General features: G+C 72.8%; 16 protein-coding genes and 1 riboswitch. Of the genes, 7 read left to right on the top strand and 9 right to left on the bottom strand.

What is annotated here, in order from left to right; translation table 11 throughout:
* Nucleotides 1-305 precede the first annotated feature (305 nt).
* The 3 genes from ABFX81_RS26605 to ABFX81_RS26595 form a co-directional block, all read right to left on the bottom strand.
* On the bottom strand, nucleotides 306-707 hold the full coding sequence (locus tag ABFX81_RS26605) for a DUF3040 domain-containing protein (RefSeq protein WP_086604991.1): 402 nt from the start codon (nucleotides 705-707) through the stop codon (nucleotides 306-308).
* Nucleotides 708-986: 279 nt separating this feature from the next.
* Nucleotides 987-1,784, bottom strand: a complete 798-nt coding sequence (locus tag ABFX81_RS26600) for a methyltransferase (protein ID WP_086851221.1) — start codon at nucleotides 1,782-1,784, stop codon at nucleotides 987-989.
* 195 nt (nucleotides 1,785-1,979) lie between these two features.
* Complete coding sequence (locus ABFX81_RS26595; protein ID WP_086851223.1) at nucleotides 1,980-2,543, bottom strand: SAV_6107 family HEPN domain-containing protein; 564 nt, start codon at nucleotides 2,541-2,543, stop codon at nucleotides 1,980-1,982.
* 181 nt (nucleotides 2,544-2,724) lie between these two features.
* Between ABFX81_RS26595 and ABFX81_RS26590 the strand changes: the two genes are divergently transcribed.
* The 4 genes from ABFX81_RS26590 (at nucleotide 2,725) to ABFX81_RS26575 (ending at nucleotide 8,221) form a co-directional block, all read left to right on the top strand.
* Nucleotides 2,725-3,519 carry an ATP-binding cassette domain-containing protein gene (locus ABFX81_RS26590; RefSeq protein WP_346138775.1) on the top strand — a complete coding sequence of 265 codons (795 nt, stop codon included), beginning with the start codon at nucleotides 2,725-2,727 and terminating at the stop codon, nucleotides 3,517-3,519.
* Nucleotides 3,491-5,575 carry a YhgE/Pip family protein gene (locus ABFX81_RS26585; RefSeq protein ID WP_086851227.1) on the top strand — a complete coding sequence of 695 codons (2,085 nt, stop codon included), beginning with the start codon at nucleotides 3,491-3,493 and terminating at the stop codon, nucleotides 5,573-5,575. Before ABFX81_RS26590 ends, ABFX81_RS26585 begins: the two co-directional genes overlap by 29 nt.
* Nucleotides 5,576-5,646: 71 nt before the next feature.
* A complete protein-coding gene (locus tag ABFX81_RS26580; protein WP_059423228.1) occupies nucleotides 5,647-6,276 on the top strand; it encodes a TetR/AcrR family transcriptional regulator in 630 nt (209 codons plus the stop codon).
* Nucleotides 6,277-6,727: 451 nt separating this feature from the next.
* Complete coding sequence (locus tag ABFX81_RS26575; protein WP_346138774.1) at nucleotides 6,728-8,221, top strand: phytoene desaturase family protein; 1,494 nt, start codon at nucleotides 6,728-6,730, stop codon at nucleotides 8,219-8,221.
* 46 nt (nucleotides 8,222-8,267) lie between these two features.
* Here the strand turns inward: ABFX81_RS26575 and ABFX81_RS26570 are convergent, their stop codons facing one another.
* The 6 genes from ABFX81_RS26570 to ABFX81_RS26545 all read right to left on the bottom strand — a co-directional run bounded on the left by ABFX81_RS26570 (nucleotide 8,268) and on the right by ABFX81_RS26545 (nucleotide 13,671).
* Nucleotides 8,268-9,215 (bottom strand): SCO2102 family sporulation regulator, encoded by a 948-nt coding sequence (locus ABFX81_RS26570; protein WP_086854594.1) that lies wholly within the window; start codon nucleotides 9,213-9,215, stop codon nucleotides 8,268-8,270.
* Nucleotides 9,216-9,271: 56 nt separating this feature from the next.
* Nucleotides 9,272-10,195 carry a methylenetetrahydrofolate reductase [NAD(P)H] gene (gene metF / locus ABFX81_RS26565; protein WP_346138773.1) on the bottom strand — a complete coding sequence of 308 codons (924 nt, stop codon included), beginning with the start codon at nucleotides 10,193-10,195 and terminating at the stop codon, nucleotides 9,272-9,274.
* Nucleotides 10,196-10,291: 96 nt separating this feature from the next.
* Complete coding sequence (gene thiE / locus ABFX81_RS26560) at nucleotides 10,292-10,948, bottom strand: thiamine phosphate synthase (protein WP_346138772.1); 657 nt, start codon at nucleotides 10,946-10,948, stop codon at nucleotides 10,292-10,294.
* 656 nt (nucleotides 10,949-11,604) lie between these two features.
* Nucleotides 11,605-11,970, bottom strand: a complete 366-nt coding sequence (locus tag ABFX81_RS26555; protein ID WP_086855209.1) for an Rv2175c family DNA-binding protein — start codon at nucleotides 11,968-11,970, stop codon at nucleotides 11,605-11,607.
* Between the two features lie 76 nt (nucleotides 11,971-12,046).
* A complete protein-coding gene (locus ABFX81_RS26550; RefSeq protein ID WP_086855208.1) occupies nucleotides 12,047-13,288 on the bottom strand; it encodes an FAD-dependent oxidoreductase in 1,242 nt (413 codons plus the stop codon).
* Nucleotides 13,289-13,320: 32 nt separating this feature from the next.
* A complete protein-coding gene (locus ABFX81_RS26545) occupies nucleotides 13,321-13,671 on the bottom strand; it encodes an avidin-fold protein (RefSeq protein WP_086855207.1) in 351 nt (116 codons plus the stop codon).
* Between the two features lie 57 nt (nucleotides 13,672-13,728).
* Nucleotides 13,729-13,840: riboswitch (TPP riboswitch) on the top strand.
* On the opposite strand from ABFX81_RS26545, the gene thiO reads away from it, so the two are divergent.
* From thiO to ABFX81_RS26530, 3 genes are all read left to right on the top strand, one after another.
* The gene (thiO, locus tag ABFX81_RS26540; RefSeq protein ID WP_086855206.1) at nucleotides 13,838-15,007 is read left to right on the top strand and encodes a glycine oxidase ThiO; all 1,170 of its coding nucleotides are present in this window, start codon (nucleotides 13,838-13,840) and stop codon (nucleotides 15,005-15,007) included. Its footprint overlaps the riboswitch before it by 3 nt.
* Entirely contained in the window at nucleotides 15,004-15,204 is a 201-nt protein-coding gene (gene thiS, locus ABFX81_RS26535; protein ID WP_086855205.1) for a sulfur carrier protein ThiS, read from the top strand. The genes thiO and thiS overlap by 4 nt, the downstream gene beginning before the upstream one ends.
* A 2-nt stretch (nucleotides 15,205-15,206) precedes the next feature.
* The gene (locus ABFX81_RS26530; protein ID WP_086855204.1) at nucleotides 15,207-16,004 is read left to right on the top strand and encodes a thiazole synthase; all 798 of its coding nucleotides are present in this window, start codon (nucleotides 15,207-15,209) and stop codon (nucleotides 16,002-16,004) included.
* The last annotated feature ends 229 nt before the right edge of the window (nucleotides 16,005-16,233 follow it).

Genomic DNA, 16,233 nt, shown 5'->3' with positions numbered 1-16,233 from the left:
GGGGGCTTAGGCCGGTCGGGGGCTTGTGCGCCCGTCTGGTCCCCCTGTGTCTGACTCGGGCCGGCCGGGGCTTGTGCGCCCGGCCGGCCTCGCTGTGTCTGCCCGGGCTTGGTCGGTGGTGCGTCCGGCTTCCCGTCGCCCCGGCGAGCACGCGCCGGAGGGCGGGGGCGGCCTCCCGGGGAAGTCCTCGCCCCGATGCCCCGTCAGCCAGTCGCTCCTGTAAGCACAGGTCAGGGGGTGACCACCCAGTCGGTGGTCACCCCCTGACTCATGTCTTCAGGTGTCCTGGAGATCTGTCCTCCGGGCTAATGGCCGCCCTGCTCGTCGCGGCGCTTCTGCCAGCGCTGCTCGATGCGGTCCATCATCGAGCGCCGTTGCCGGCCCTGACGGCGTGCGGCCGGCTGTCCGCCGGCCCCGGCCGCCTGTTCGCCCGGCTTGGGGGCCTTGCGCCAGCCGGTCACGGCGAGCACCGCACAGCCCAGCATGACGAGGAAGCCCACGACGCTGAGCCAGACCTGTTTGGCGACCATACCGGCCATGAGGAGCGCAATACCTACGAGGAAGCCCGCGACCGCCTGGTAGACCCGTCGCCGGGTGTACGTACGCAGCCCGCTTCCCTCGAGCGCCGTCGCGAACTTGGGATCTTCGGCGTACAGCGCTCGCTCCATCTGCTCGAGCATGCGCTGCTCGTGCTCCGAGAGCGGCACGGAGTCCTCCTCATCGTGCAGTCGCCGGGGCGACCCGGGGGGTCTCTTCAGGATAGGCAGGGAATCGCCCCCGTGAAACCCGCCCCTCTGCGCCAATTGGCCAACCGGAACACGCCATGAACATCCCGGCTCGCTGAGGCCTACATTCCCCGGCGGCCGACCCGTCATGCCGGAACGGTCTCCCTCGATCATACGGCGCCTAGCCGCCATTCGGGGGGCCTGTGGCGTACTCCATGCACAGGCCAGGCGCTGATCAGCGGCGGTACCTCACGAAGCGGCTCAGGCCTCGACCGGCCCACCAGTCTCGATTACCTCACCTGTCACAGCGGTCTCACCCAGCACATGAAGCTGGGTTGCCACCGAGTGGAAGGCGGGAAGCTCGGCGGCGGCCTCCTCCAGCTTCAGCAGCGCCTCCAGGGCGCCGGGCTCGGTGTCGACGAGGACGCCGGGCACGAGGTCGGCGAAGACCCGCACGCCGTGCACGGCGCCGACACGCAGGCCCGCGCCCTCGACGAGTCCGGTGAGCTGATCGGCTGTGAAGCGGCGCGGAACGGGGTCACCCGTGCCCCATCGTCCGTTCGGGTCGTCGAGCGCCTGCCGGGCCTCCTTGAAGTGCCCGGCGAGGGCGCGGGACAGCACGGCACCCCCGAGGCCGGCGGCGAGCAGGCTGAGGACGCCCTCGGAGCGCAGGGCGGCCACCGCGTTGCGCACGCCCTCGGCAGGGTCGTCCACGTACTCCAGGACGCCGTGGCACAGCACCACGTCGTAGCCACCGCGCTCGGCCACGTCGAAGAGGCCGTGGGCGTCGCCCTGCACGCCCTTCACCCGGTCGGCGACTCCTGCCTCGGCTGCGCGCCGCTCCAGGGCGAACAGCGCGTTGGGGCTGGGGTCGACGACGGTGACCCGGTGACCGAGACGGGCGACGGGCACCGCGAAGTTGCCGCTGCCGCCCCCTGTGTCGAGAACGTCCAGCGACTCCCGACCCGTGGCCTTGACCCGGCGGTCCAGGGCGTCCTGGAGGACCTCCCAGACCACGGCGGTACGGAGTGAGGCGCGGGGGCGCATCGGGTCCGACACGGCAGTTGACTCCTCGGCGCGGCACCGCCTCTTGCACGGCGGAGCGAACGGGGCGCCTTCCCCGGCCCCGGCGACGGGGAGGGAAGACTTCAGGCGTCCCCCACCCTATTGCCTCCGGCTGGGCAGCCGGCATGGCCCGGTCTCACCCGGACACGCGCCGGCACGACCGGGCGGATACGCGCCGCCGGTGCCCGCTCAGCCCGCGTCCGGCATCTCCCGCCCCTCCCCCGGTACCTCCGGGTCGTCCTGGTCCGTGCGGGGCTGCGGGAGGACCGGCTGGAGGACCAGCATGCGCTCGACGATGCGGAGGAACATCGCCACGTCCCGTATCAGGTCGTCGGCGTCCCGGCTGCTGGCCGCGTCCTGGATGCCCGCCTCGGCCCGGGCACGGCGCCGGGCACCGGAGGCGAACAACACGCTCCACTCGGACAGTTCGGGCGCGATCTCGGGGAGCACTTCCCAAGCGCTCCTGATCTTGGCCCGGGCCCGGGGCGAGGTCTCCGGCCGTCCCCGGGCGGCGAGCACGGCGGCGGCCGTGCGCAGGGCGGCGAGGTGGGCCGTCGCGTAGCGCTCGTTCGGTGTTTCCAGGACGGTGGCCTCGTCGAGACCTGCGCGGGCCTGGGCGAGCAGGTCGAGGGCGGCGGGCGGGGCCGAGGCGCGGCGGAGCACAGGGTGGACATCGCTCGCCGGACCGGTCAGTGAGGGGGCAGGGCCGGTGGCGCGGCGCCGGCGGGCGGCTGCTGCGTGGTAGCTGGCCATGACGAACCTCCTGTCGTCTGTGTGACGGCATGTCCGTTACGGAGTGCCGTATGTGACCCATCGTGAGGTATGGCACTGACAATCCGATCTGACCTGCGGTTTTGCCTCGCTCGTAGGTTCGGAGTAGTTTTTGCACTGACCAGTCAGTTCAAAAACTTCAGTTCTCAATCGAAGGAGACTCGTGGGGGAACGAGTGGGAGGGGCCCGGGTCGCCGCCGAGGGCCTCGGGGTGAAAGGGCCGCGCGGGTGGGCGTTCCGCGGGATCTCCGTCGAAGCCGAGCCGGGATCGCTCGTCGCGGTCGAGGGCCCGTCCGGGTCCGGCCGTACGTGCCTGCTGCTCGCGCTGACGGGGCGGATGAAGATCGCGGAAGGCACCGCCACCGTCGGCGGGGCCCGGCTCCCCAAGCAGTTGTCGGCGGTGCGCCGCGTCAGTGCCCTGGCCCACGTACCCGGGGTCACCGACCTCGACCCGGCCCTGACCGTCGGCGAGCACCTGCGGGAACGGGCGCTGCTCCAGCGGCGGTTCGGCGACTCCCTGCGCGGACTGCTGCGGCCCCGCGGCGAGCGGGCGGCCGAGGCCGGGCGGCGCGTCGGCGCGGCACTGGCCGCCGCCGGCCTCGACCTGGAGGCGCTGCCCAAGGGGTCCCGCACCGCCGTACGCGATCTGGAGCGTCTGGAGGCCCTGCGGCTGTCGGTCGCCCTCGCGCTCGTCGGCCGGCCGCTGCTGCTCGGGATCGACGACACCGACCTCAAGCTCTCGGACGGAGAGCGGGACGAGGTCTGGTCCCTGCTCAGGTCCCTCGCCGACGCCGGGACGACGGTCGTGGCGGTGTGCAGTGAGGCCCCCGCGGGCGCCGTCCGGGTGTCCACCCAGGAGAACCAGGACGACAGCGACGATCACCGGGCGGCCGAGGACGACGAGGCCGACCAGGGAGAGGAGAAGGCCGATGCGCTCGCCGAGACTGGCCGCGCTTGAGCTCCGCCGCTTCGGGCGGGGCAAGCTGCCGCGCGCCGCGCTGGTCGCGCTGCTGGTGCTGCCGTTGCTGTACGGCGCGCTGTACCTGTGGTCGTTCTGGGACCCGTACGGCCGCCTGGACCGGATCCCCGTGGCACTCGTGAACGACGACAAGGGGGCGACCGCCGACGGGAAGAAGATCACGGCGGGCGACGACATCACGGAGCGGCTGCACGACAGCAAGACCTTCGACTGGCAGGAGGTGAGCGCCGCCGAGGCCCGCAGGGGCGTCGAGGACGGCACGTACTACCTGTCGCTCACCATGCCCGCGGACTTCAGCGAGCGGATCGCCTCCAGTTCCGGGAAGACCCCGGAGACCGGCGCCCTCCAGGTGCGCACCAACGACGCGAACAACTACATCGTCGGGCAGATCTCCCGGACGGTGTTCAGCGAGGTGCGGCAGGCCGCGTCCACGAAGACGTCGCGGTCCTTCCTGGACAAGATCTTCGTCTCGTTCTCCGACATCCACGGCAAGACCGTGAAGGCGGCGAAGGGGGCCGACGAGCTCAAGGGCGGCATCGGGAAGGCCGAGAAGGGCTCCAAGGACCTGGCCGACGGCCTGAAGGACGCCAAGGACGGCAGCGGCGATCTGTCCACCGGCCTGAAGAAGCTCCACACGGGCGCGGGCGACGTGGCGGACGGCTCGAAGCGGGTCGCGGAGGGCACGCGGAAGCTCGCCGACAAGGTCAACACGTACGGCGACAAGGTGGGCCCCTTCCTCAAGGGCAACGAGAAGACCATCGGCGACACGGCCCGGCTCGTCGCGGACTCCTCCGGGGTGATCCGCAAGAACCTGGACACCCTGGCGAAGACGGCCCCGACCGCCGCCAAGGGCGCCCGTACGGCGTCGGACACGCTGGACGGCGTCTACGCCAGGCGCTGCGACGACCCCGTGTTGCCCGACGCCGCCTGCGCCGACCTGAAGAAGGCCAAGGACGCGGCCGCCGACGTCGCCGTCATCGCCGACGACGTCAACACGCTGATCGCGGACCAGAACGGCGACCTGACCGAGCTCGACAAGAACCTCGCCACCCTCCAGAAGCAGTCCCGGGCCCTGGCCGAGCGCGCGCCGCACCTCTCCGAGGACCTCGACGACGCCGTCAAGAAGATCAACAAGCTGAACGACGGGGCGGCCGAGGTCGCCGCGGGCGCGAAGAAGCTGCACAAGGGGCTCGGCACGGCCAAGACCGGTGCCGTCGACCTGGACAAGGGCGTCGGCGATCTGAAGACGGGCGCGGACGACCTCAACGGCGGCATGTTCAAGCTCGTCGACGGCTCCGGCAAGCTCGCCGGCGGGCTGCACGACGGGGCGGGGCGGATCCCCGACTACGACAAGCGGGACCGCGACCAGCGCACGGAGGTCATGGCCGACCCCGTGCGGCTCGCCTCCCAGGACCTGCACAAGGCGCCCAACTACGGCACCGGGTTCGCCCCGTACTTCATCCCGCTGTCGCTGTGGGTGGGCGCGATGGTGGCCTACATGCTGATCGCGCCGATGAACCGGCGCGCGCTCGCCGCGGGCGCCTCGGCATGGCGGATCGCGCTGGCCGGCTGGCTGCCCGTGGTGGCGATCGGGGTGCTCCAGACGGTGGCCCTGATGTCGGTGCTGCACTGGGCGGTCGGCCTGGAGATGGTGCGGGCGGCCGGGACGGTGAGCTTCCTGTTCCTGGTGACGGCGTGCTTCGCGGCGATCGTGCAGTGGCTGAACGCACGCTTCGGGGCGGCGGGCCGGATCCTCGTCCTCGCCCTGCTCATGCTCCAGCTGACCTCGGCGGGCGGCACGTACCCCGTGCAGACCAGCCCCGGCTTCTTCAACGCGCTCCACCCCTTCCTGCCGATGAGTTACGTCGTCGAGGCCCTCCGGCGGCTCATCACGGGCGGTGGTCTGGAACCGGTGTGGCACGCGTGCGTGGTGCTGACGGCGTTCACCGCCGGCGCCCTCGCGCTGACCGCCGTGTCGGCCCGCCGCCGCCAGGTGTGGACGCTGGACCGGCTGCACCCGGAGCTGAGCCTGTGAGTCCCCCGGTGACACCCCCTGCGCACCCTTCGGTGACATCCCCCGGAAAGGTTCCTGTGACAATCAGGGCCATGGAAAGCAGCAGTGCCGCGTCGGGCGGCAGCACGCGCCGCGAGGCCACCCGGCAGAAGCTCTACGAGGCGGCCGTCACGCTCATCGCCGAGCAGGGCTTCTCCGCCACCACCGTGGACGAGATCGCCGAGCGTGCCGGAGTCGCGAAGGGCACGGTCTATTACAACTTCGCGAGCAAGTCCGTCCTCTTCGAGGAACTGCTGCGGCACGGGGTCGGCCTCCTCACCGCCTCCCTGCGGGAAGCGGCCGAGCGGACCGCCCGCGAGGGCGGCACCAAGGTCGACGCCCTGGACGCGATGATCCGCGCGGGGCTGGTCTTCATCGACCGCTACCCGGCCTTCACGCAGCTGTACGTGGCCGAGCTGTGGCGCACGAACCGGGCCTGGCAGTCCACGCTGATGGTGGTCCGGCAGCAGGCCGTCGCGGTCGTGGAGGACGTGCTGCGCGAGGGCGTGGCGGGCGGCGAGTTCAGCGACGAGATCGACGTCCCGCTGACGGCGGCCGCGCTGGTCGGCATGGTCCTGGTGGCCGCGCTGGACTGGAAGTCCTTCCAGCCGGAGCGCTCCCTGGACGACGTCCACGCGGCCCTGTCCCGGCTGCTCCAGGGGCGGGTGAGCGGCTGCCGCTGAAGGCAGTCCCGGCGCAGACGTGAAAGCGCCGGTCCGCTGTGGCCGCGTCCCCCGCGGGCCACCTCGAACCGGCGCCTTCCTTGCTCCCCCGTTTTCCTGCTCCCCCGTGCGTTCCCCCCGCAGGACCCCCGTTCGGTCGTCCCCCGGTTCTCCCCCGTGCCTCGCTCCCGCCGACACCGTCGGCGGAAGGAGCGGATCGTGGGCCCGGTCCCGTTCCGGCGCCCCGTGTCGCCGGTACCGGAACCGTGCCCCTCTCCGTGCCTCCACTCTCTCGTTCGCGCAGGCCCCCGCCCATCCGCGCGCGTACTCAACTCCCTCACTAGGTACGGGTACTCAGCCCTGCGCACGCGGCCCCAGAACACCGGGCGGCCGGCTGGTCACGATCGCTTCCGTGCCCGTACTCGGAGGCCGTCGGAGGGGGCTGTCAGTGGGGGCCGATAAAGTCCCTGGCATGGCACGGATTGCGGTGATCGGCGCCGGGATGGGCGCGCTGGCGGCGGCCGCCCGGCTGGCCGTCGCGGGCCACCGGGTGGTGGTGTACGAGCGGACGGACACGTACGGCGGAGCCCTGCGCCGCTTCGAGCGCGACGGGTTCTCCTTCGACACCGGCCCCGGCCTGCTCCCGCTGCCCGCCGTCTACCGCGACCTGTTCGTCAAGACCGGCAAGGAACCGCTGGAGGCCTGCGTCGACCTGGTCCAGGTCGACCCGTCGTCCCGGCACCTGTTCGCGGACGGCACCCGGGTCTCGCTGCCGAACGCCTCGCGCGCGGGTGTCGTGGCGGCTCTGGACGAGGCACTCGGCTCCGGGGCCGGCGGGCGGTGGGGCGACTTCCTGGTGCGGGCCCGCGAGGCCTGGGACCGGACCCGCCGGCCCCTCCTGGAGGAGCCGCTGTGGCCGAACTGGCAGGTGCTGGCCGAGCGCGAGCCGTACCCGGCGGTGCCCCACAAGCGGCTGCTGCGCACCCGCCGGGCCGGCACGCTCGCCGAGGTCGGCGCCTGGGAGCTGCGGGACGCCCGGCTCGCCGCGCTCCTGGAGAGCCACGCCCTGGCGCAGGGCCTGGACCCCCGGAACACCCCGGCGAGCGCGGCCGTGCTGCCGTACATGGAGCACGCCTTCGGCACCTGGTACGTGCGCGGCGGCCTGCGCGAGCTGGCCCGCGCGGTGCACGAGCGGTGTGTGGCCCGAAAGGTCGAGTTCCGTTTCGGCGCCGACGTGACCGGGGTGCTGGAGAAGGACGGCCGGGCATCGGGGGTGGAACTCGCCGACGGCACGGTCGCGGAGGCGGACTTCGTGGTCGCCGGTGTCGCGCCCGGAACGCTGGACCGGCTGTCGGCACAGGCCGCGGTGCGGGGTGACGGCGAGGTGCCGCCGCAGCCCGCGACGGCGAGCCGGGTCACGGTGCTGCTCGCCCTGCGCGGCGCCCGCCCCGAGGGCACGGCGCACCGCACGGTGGTGCACGCGACGGACCGCGAGGCCGAGTTGGACGCCCTGTTCGGCGAGGGGGCGGGGAACACGCACCCGACGGTCACGGTCCTGCGGCCCGACGACCCGGGACTGGTCCCGGACCCGGACCACGAGGCGGTCACCCTCACGACGGTGGTGCCCGCGCGGCCCGACGATCTCTGGGGCGACCTCGCCGAAAACATGATCAGGGTCGCCGAACGCGCCGTACCCGACCTGCGCGACCGTCTCCTCTGGCACGAGGTGCGCACCCCTGCCGACATCGCCGGGGCGACCGGCGCGGAGGGCGGGGCGGTGCCCGTGCCCGCCCTGGCGGCGGACGGCGGGCGGCTGCTGCATCCGTCCAACGGCACGCGCGTGCCCGGTCTGTTCACCGTCGGCGGCTGGGCGCACCCCGGTGGCGGACTGCCGCACGCCGGCATGTCGGGCGCGCTGGTGGCCGGACTGATCGTGGAGGGACCGGAGTTCCGGGGCTCCCAGTGAGCTCGCCGCCCCGGCGGCGTTCAGGCTTCGGAAACGGTACTGCTCGTCAGAAGCGGTACTGCTCGTCGAAGCCGTTCCCGGGCGCCTGCTGCTGCCCGTTGCCCTGGTACGGGTACGGCTGCTGCTCCGGCGGCAGCTCCTGGCCGTACTCGTCGGTGTTGCGCTGCTGCGGGACCCACACACCGCCGGGCGGCGTCTCGCCGCCGTAGGTGCCGGTGTACTGGTCCTGGCCGTAGCCCTGCTGGGGGTAGTACTGCTGGTCGCCGTAGGAGGTGTCGTACGCGGCCCCGCCGTAGGTCGGCGTGCCGATGTACGGGTCCGAGTAGGCGGCGTACTGCTGCTGGTCCGTGGCGTCGTAGTCCTGCTGCTGGCCGTAGCCCGAGTAGTCGTAGGAGTAGGACTGGTCGGTGCCCTGGGCCGTGGCGGCGTACTGGTCGTGGGTCTGGCCCGGCTGGTACCCGGTGTCGCCGTACACGCCGTAGGAGCCGGTGTCGTCGGGCACTGGCTGCGGCTCGTAGACGGCGGTGGTCTCGGCGGCCGTCGGGTGGACAGGACGCGACGGGGAGAAGACGTCGTCGCGGTCGTAGTCGTCGTCCTGGCCGTAGGCGGGGCCACGGGCGTCGCGGTAGTCGGCGCCCTCGTCGCCGTAGCCGCCGTCGGCCGTCTCCAGGCCGGAGACCTCGAGGGTCGGCTCCTGGCGGCCGCGCCCACCCCGGCGGCCCTTGCTGCCGCCCAGCATCGGCGCGTTCATCGCCCAGCCGGCCGAGAAGCCGCTGCGGAACGACAGGGTGACGTACGTCTGGCCGACCGCGAAGGCGGCCGCGCCCAGTCCGATCACGACGACGGACGGGATCAGGACACCGACGACGACGCCGAGGAACCCGACGAAGGCCAGCAGCCGCCAGCGCAGCCGCGCCTTGTACTGCAACAGCACCTCGCCCAGCAGCCACAGCGCGACGATGCCGAACGCGATGTAGAGGACCGCCCAGCCCATGTACGCCCCTCTCCCAGTCGCCGCTACGCAGTGTGTCGTATACCGGTGCGAACGGTCTAGGCCTGCGGTCGGCGGTGCAGGCCCAGGTTCTCGTAGATTTCCAGCGTCGCCGTGGAGTTGTTGAGCGTGATGAAGTGCAAGCCGGGCACTCCCTCGGCGAGCAGCCGCGCACAGAACTCCGTGGCGAATTCGATACCAATGGAGCGTACAGCGGCCGGATCGTCTTTTGCTGTGAGGATCCGCTCTTTCAGGGCGGCGGGGAACGCGGCGTTGGTGAGGGACGGGATGCGCTCCAGCGACCGCGCGCTGGCGATCGGCATGACCTCGGGGATGATCGGGGTGTCGCAGCCGGCGGCCGCGACCCGGTCGCGCAGCCGGAGGTAGTCCTCCGGGTGGAAGAACATCTGCGTGATGGCGTAGTCCGCGCCGGCGCGGCACTTGTCGACGAAGTGGCGGACGTCGGTGTCCCAGTCGGTGGAGCGCGGGTGCATCGCCGGGAAGGCGGCGACGCCCACGCAGAAGTCGCCGGACGCCTTGATCAGTTCGACGAGTTCGGCGGCGTAGGCCAGGCCACGGGGGTGCGGCACCCACTCGCCCATCGGGTCACCGGGCGGGTCGCCGCGCAGGGCGAGCATGTTGCGGATCCCGGCGTCGGCGTACTGGCCGATGATGTTGCGCAGGTCGGCCACCGAGTGGTCGACCGCCGTGAGGTGGGCGATGGGCGTGAGGGTGGTGTCGGAGGCGATCGCCTCGGTCGCCTTGACCGTCCCCGCGCGGGTGGAACCGCCCGCGCCGTAGGTCACGGAGACGAAGTCGGGCGCCACGGCCTCGACCCGGCGCAGCGCGTTCCACAGGTTCCGCTCGCCCTTCGGTGTCTTCGGGGCGTAGAACTCGAACGAGTACGTCGTTTTGCCGGTCGCGAGCATGTCGCGGACGGTGCGCGCGTGGTCCGACCTGATGGATGCGGTGCCGAGGGCCATACCGGCAGGTTAGCCAGGGGCGGTCGGTCCCCCAACCGGGCATGGACATTTGACCGATTTGTGTACTTGCTGTCCACCCCTTGGACACCCGGCGTACTACTTCTCCCGCAGCCTCTTCGCGAACTCGGCCGCCGCCGCGCCCGGGTCGTCGGCCTCGGTGATCGCCCGTACGACGACGGCGCGCCGGGCTCCCGCTTCCAGGACCTGGTCGAGATTGCCGAGGTCGATACCGCCGATGGCGAACCAGGGCCGGTCGGTGCCGAGGGCGGCGGTGTACCGGACGAGGTCCAGGCCGGGGGCGTGGCGGCCGGGCTTGGTGGGGGTGGGCCAGCAGGGGCCGGTGCAGAAGTAGTCCACGCCGTCCTGGACGGCGGCCGCGGCCGCCTCGGACTCGGCGTGCGTGGAACGGCCGATCAGGACGTCGTCGCCGAGGATCGCGCGGGCCGCGGGAACGGGGAGGTCGCCCTGGCCGAGGTGCAGTACGTCGGAGCCGGCAGCGTGGGCGACGTCCGCGCGGTCGTTGACCGCGAGCAGCTTGCCGTGCCGGGCGCAGGCGTCGGCGAAGACGGCCAGGTGCTCCAGCTCTTCGGCCGCTTCCATGCCCTTGTCCCGCAACTGCACGATGTCCACCCCGCCCGCCAGCACGGCGTCGAGGAACTCCACGAGATCGCCCTGCCGCCTGCGCGCGTCGGTGCAGAGGTAGACCCGGGCGTCGGCGAGCTGGGCGCGGGCGGTGGTGGCGGTGGTGGCCATGCGGGTCCCCCTGGTTGGCGGTGGCGTACGGGTGCGGGGTGCGCCTGCGACGGCGCACGGGTGCGGCTGCGCCCCCTGATGGCGGATGGGTACGGGCGCACCCGTGAGCGTACGGATGCAGGTGCGCCCCCGCGACGCAGAGGTGCGGGCGCGCCCCCTGCGACGCACGGGTGCGGCTGCCCCCGCGAGCGTACGGATGCGGGTACACCCGGCCACGCAGAGGTGCGGCTGCGCCTCCTGATGGCGGACGGGTACGGGCGCACCCGTGAGCGTACGGATGCAGGTGCACCCCCGCGACGCAGAGGTGCGGGCGCGCCCATCGTGGCGTACGGGCGCGAGGCGCATCGGGCAAGATCCCCACCTGTGGTGTTACGAGCGGGACGCCACGTCGCCCGCGTCCGTGGCGGGCGGGCAGGTGCGGCACCTCCGGCGCACGGCACGCGCATGCGGCCAGGGCGCAGGAGCGCACCGCTCCGGTGACTCCCGTGCGGGCCCCGCCCTGGGTCCCGCACGGTCCGCCGCAGGCGGTCCACGCCCCGGCCGGGCGCGAACCGCCCCGTGGCCGGGGCCCGACGGGCCCCGGCCCGCACACCGGGCGGCTGTTCAGTCCGGTCCCGCTCGTACGGCACCGGACGGTTGTATGGGTCGAGGTCGGGTCAGACCGCGAGCGCCTGGGCTCGGCGCTTCACCTCCGTGCCGCGATTCTCGCTGAGCGCCTGTGCCGGCGTACCGGGCAGGCTGGGGTCGGGGGTGAAGAGCCACTCCAGCATCTCTTCGTCCGTGAAGCCGTCGTCCCGCAGGAGCGTCAGGGTCCCGGACAGGCCCTTGACGACCTTGTCCCCGTCGATGAAGGCAGCGGGGACGTGCAGTGCGCGGTTCTCACCACGGCGTACGGCGATGAGCTGGCCGTCCTTGACCAGCTGCCGCACGCGCGTCACCTCGACGCCGAGCTGTTCGGCGATGTCGGGGAGGGTGAGCCAGGCAGGGACGAGAGCATCGATCTTTGCGTCAATCTCGGTCACGGAACCAGCCTGCCATCCCCCACTGACAGTCGGAAGTCGGGCCCGCCCACCTGGGTGGACACGCGCTCCTCGCGAGCTACGCCGTCGCCGCCTTCAACGGCCTCGCCGGGTCCGCCAGCAACGCCGGATTCATCGGCGTGCCCGACTCGATCAGGCGGCGGCCCTGCGCCAGGTCCCGGGGGCGTCCCACCGCCAGCAGGGCGACCAGCCGGTCGCCGCGCAGCCAGCAGACCGTCCAGGCCGGTCCGGCCGGGTCGCCCCGCCACAAGGTCGTGTCGGCGGCCGCGTGATGACCGGCGTACTGCACGAACCGCCCGAACTGCTCGGACCAGAAGTACGGCACGGGGTCGTACACCGCCGGGGTCTCCCCCGACGCCCGGCCGACGATGTTCACGGCGACCGTGCGCGGCCCCTGGAGGGCGTTGTCCCAGTGGTGCACCAGCAGGCGCTCGCCGTACCGGCCGGAGGGGAAGGAGGCACAGTCACCGACCGCGTACACGTCGGGCGCCGACGAACGCAGGTGCTGGTCGGCCACGATCTCGCCGTGCGTGCCCAGCTCGATCCCGGAGTCGGACAGCCAGGCCGTGGCGGGACGGGCGCCGATGCCGACGACGACCGCGCCCGCGGGCAGCCGCGAGCCGTCGTCGAGAACCACCGTGCCGGGTTCCACACGCACCACGCGCGCGTGCGTCCGCAGGACGGCACCCGCGTCGGCGTACCAGCCGGCCATCGGCGCGGCGACCTCGGCGGGCAGCGCCCCGGTGAGCGGCCGCTCGGCGGCCTCCACGACGGTCACCGCGCAGCCCGCCTCGCGCGCGGCCGTGGCGAACTCCGCGCCGATCCAGCCCGCGCCGACGACCACGATGTCCTGCCGGCGGGCCAGCACCGGCCGCAGCCGCGCGGCGTCGTCCAGCGTGCGCAGCAGATGCACGCCCGGCACGCCCTCCGCCCCGGGCAGCCGGATCGGTTCGGCACCGGTCGCGACGACCAGGACGTCGTACGGCACGGGCCCGTCCTCGGTGTCGAGTTCGTGGTCGCCGGGCCGCAGGCCCCGCACCTCGCAGCCGAGCCGCAGCTCGATGCCCAGGGCCTCGAAGTCGACGTCGAAGGCGGAGCCCTCGGCCTTGCCGAGCAGGACGGCCTTGGACAAGGGGGGCCGGTCGTAGGGCTGGTGGGGCTCGGCGCCGATCAGGCTCACGGTGCCGGTGAAGCCCTGCTCGCGCAGGGCGACCGCAGTCTGCACACCGGCCATGCCCGCGCCCGCCACGACCACGCGCCGCGGCGCGGACGAACCTGGTTCCTGCGTCTGCTCGCTCACCTGATCACCATAGACAACTGACATTTTGTCAGTCAGTGCTCATGCGCAGTGACCTGCTCCACAACGCTCGTCCCGCTGCCCGCCTGGGACTCCCACTCCCAGCTCTCCTCCAGCCGCACCCGCCCGTCGGGCAGTTCCACGACCGTCGACACGCAGTGCCCGGAGGACGTGGTTCCGTCCTCCTTGAGCTGTACGTAGCGGAAGTCCAGTCTGTCGCCCTCCCGGGTGCCCACGAGATGTCCGCGTACGACGTCTCCGCCCGTGTATTCGGCCCAGACCACGCCGTCCTTCTCGTGGTACGTGAACCGGGTGCGGGTCCCCACCTGGCCCGGTGCCTGGTCGGCGACCGGGGCGAGGACGAGACCGTCGAGGGATCGGGTCATGGCGGTGGTGCTCCCTTACTGCGCCGTACGGCATCGGGCTAGGGTGGGTGGCCAACGTAAGGCACTCGCGGGAGCCCGGACGCACCGGGCTGAGAGGGAGGCTGGCGGCCTCCGACCGTACGAACCTGATCCGGGTCATGCCGGCGAAGGGAGGGGCTGGACGCCCATGTCGCGTACGCGAACGTCAGACGTCCTCGTCATCGGGGGCGGGATCATCGGCCTGGTCACCGCATGGCGGGCCGCGCAGCGCGGGCTCGCCACGGCCGTGGTGGACCCGGAGCCGGGCGGCGGAGCCGCACAGGTGGCGGCCGGGATGCTGGCCGCCGTCACGGAGCTGCACTACGGCGAGCAGACCCTGCTCGGTCTGAATCTCGCCTCCGCCCGGCGCTATCCGGACTTCGCGGCCGAGCTCGCCGAGCAGACCGGCCACGACCTCGGCTACCGCCGGTGCGGCACGCTCGCCGTGGCCCTGGACGCCGACGACCGGGCCCATCTGCGCGAACTGCACACCTTGCAGCAGCAGTCGGGCCTGGAGTCCCAGTGGCTGTCGGGGCGGGAGTGCCGGCGCCTGGAGCCGATGCTCGCGCCCGGCGTGCGCGGCGGGCTGCGGGTCGACGGCGATCACCAGATCGACCCGCGGCGGCTGGCCGGGGCGCTGGTCGTCGCGTGCGAGCGGGCCGGTGTGGTCTTCCACCGGGTGTGGGCCGAGCGGCTCACCGTCGTACGGGACCGGGCCACGGGCGTCGTCACGGACGACGGCACGGCGCTGGACGCCGGGCAGGTCGTGCTGGCCGGGGGAAGCCTCAGCGGGCGGCTGGCGGGCGTCCCGGAGGACGTGCTGCCGCCCGTGCGGCCGGTGAAGGGGCAGGTCGTACGGCTGACGATGCCCCGGCGGCACGGGCCGTTCCTGAGCCGGACCGTGCGCGCGGTCGTCCGCGGCAGCCACGTCTACCTGGTGCCGCGCGAGAGCGGCGAGCTGGTCGTCGGGGCGACCAGCGAGGAGCTGGGCTGGGACACCACCGTGACGGCGGGCGGCGTGTACGAGCTGCTGCGCGACGCGCACGAGCTGGTCCCGGGCCTCACCGAGCTGCCGCTCACCGAGACCCGGGCCGGACTGCGGCCCGGCTCCCCCGACAACGCGCCGCTGCTCGGCCCGACCGGACTGGAGGGACTACTGCTGGCCACCGGGCACTACCGCAACGGCGTCCTGCTCACGCCGGTCACCGGCGACGCCATGGCGCACGTCCTGGAGACGGGTGAGCTCCCCGAGGAGGCCCGCCCCTTCACGCCGAAGCGATTCAGCACCGCCACCGCACTCACGGAGCAGCCCGCATGAACATCTCCGTCAACGGGGAGCCCCGGGACGTCCGGCCCGGCACGGCTCTCGACACCGTCGTGAGGTCGCTCACCGCCGCGCCGTCCGGCGTGGCCGCCGCCCTCAACGAAACCGTCGTCCCGCGCGCGCAGTGGCCGTCCACCCCCCTGGCCGAGGGGGACCGCGTGGAAGTCCTGACCGCCGTCCAAGGAGGCTGATCATGGCCGACGATCCGTTCGTCCTCGCCGGTACGTCCTTCACGTCCCGCCTGATCATGGGTACGGGCGGCGCCCCGAGCCTCGATGTGCTGGAGCGGTCGCTGGTCGCGTCCGGGACGGAGCTGACGACGGTCGCGATGCGCCGGGTGAACGCCTCGGTGCACGGCTCGGTGCTGTCCGTCCTGGACAAGCTCGGCATTCGCGTCCTGCCCAACACGGCGGGCTGCTTCACCGCCGGCGAGGCCGTCCTCACCGCCCGACTCGCGCGCGAGGCCCTCGGCACGGACCTGGTCAAGCTGGAGGTCATCGCCGACGAGCGGACCCTGCTGCCGGATCCGATCGAGCTGCTGGAGGCGGCCGAGACGCTGGTCGACGACGGGTTCACGGTGCTGCCGTACACCAACGACGACCCCGTGCTCGCGCGGAAGCTGGAGGACGTCGGCTGTGCGGCGATCATGCCGCTCGGCTCGCCGATCGGCTCCGGGCTGGGCATCCGCAATCCGCACAACTTCCAGCTGATCGTCGAGCACGCGCGCGTGCCGGTGATTCTGGACGCGGGGGCCGGTACGGCGTCGGACGCGGCGTTGGCGATGGAGCTGGGGTGCGCGGGTGTGATGCTCGCCTCGGCGGTGACGCGGGCTCGGGAGCCGGTGCTGATGGCTGACGCGATGCGGCACGCGGTCGAGGCGGGGAGGTTGGCCTATCGCGCCGGGCGTATTCCCCGGCGGCATTTCGCGGAGGCGTCCTCGCCGGCTGAGGGCAGGGCTGTGCTGGATCCGGAGCGGCCTGCTTTTGAGTGACCCGGCGGTGTCGCTGAGGCCGGGTGGGTCCGCAGCCCGGCGGAGCGGGGTGCCGCTGCGCCCACCCGTGCCGCCCCCAGCGGCACGACTGCCCGCAGCTGAGTGCGGCTAGGGCTGCCCGCAGCCCTAGCCGGACGGCCGCCGCAGCGGCGCGGGCTGACGCACGTCACAGGTCCGCTTCAGTCGCGCCCCGAAAATGGCCGGGGCGCGAGAGCTGTCAGTCATGGCT

Source organism: Streptomyces coeruleofuscus, assembly GCF_039532725.1.
GTDB lineage: Bacteria > Actinomycetota > Actinomycetes > Streptomycetales > Streptomycetaceae > Streptomyces > Streptomyces coeruleofuscus.
Note: the sequence above shows the minus strand (reverse complement) of the source record. Positions and strands in the feature narration are given on the sequence as shown.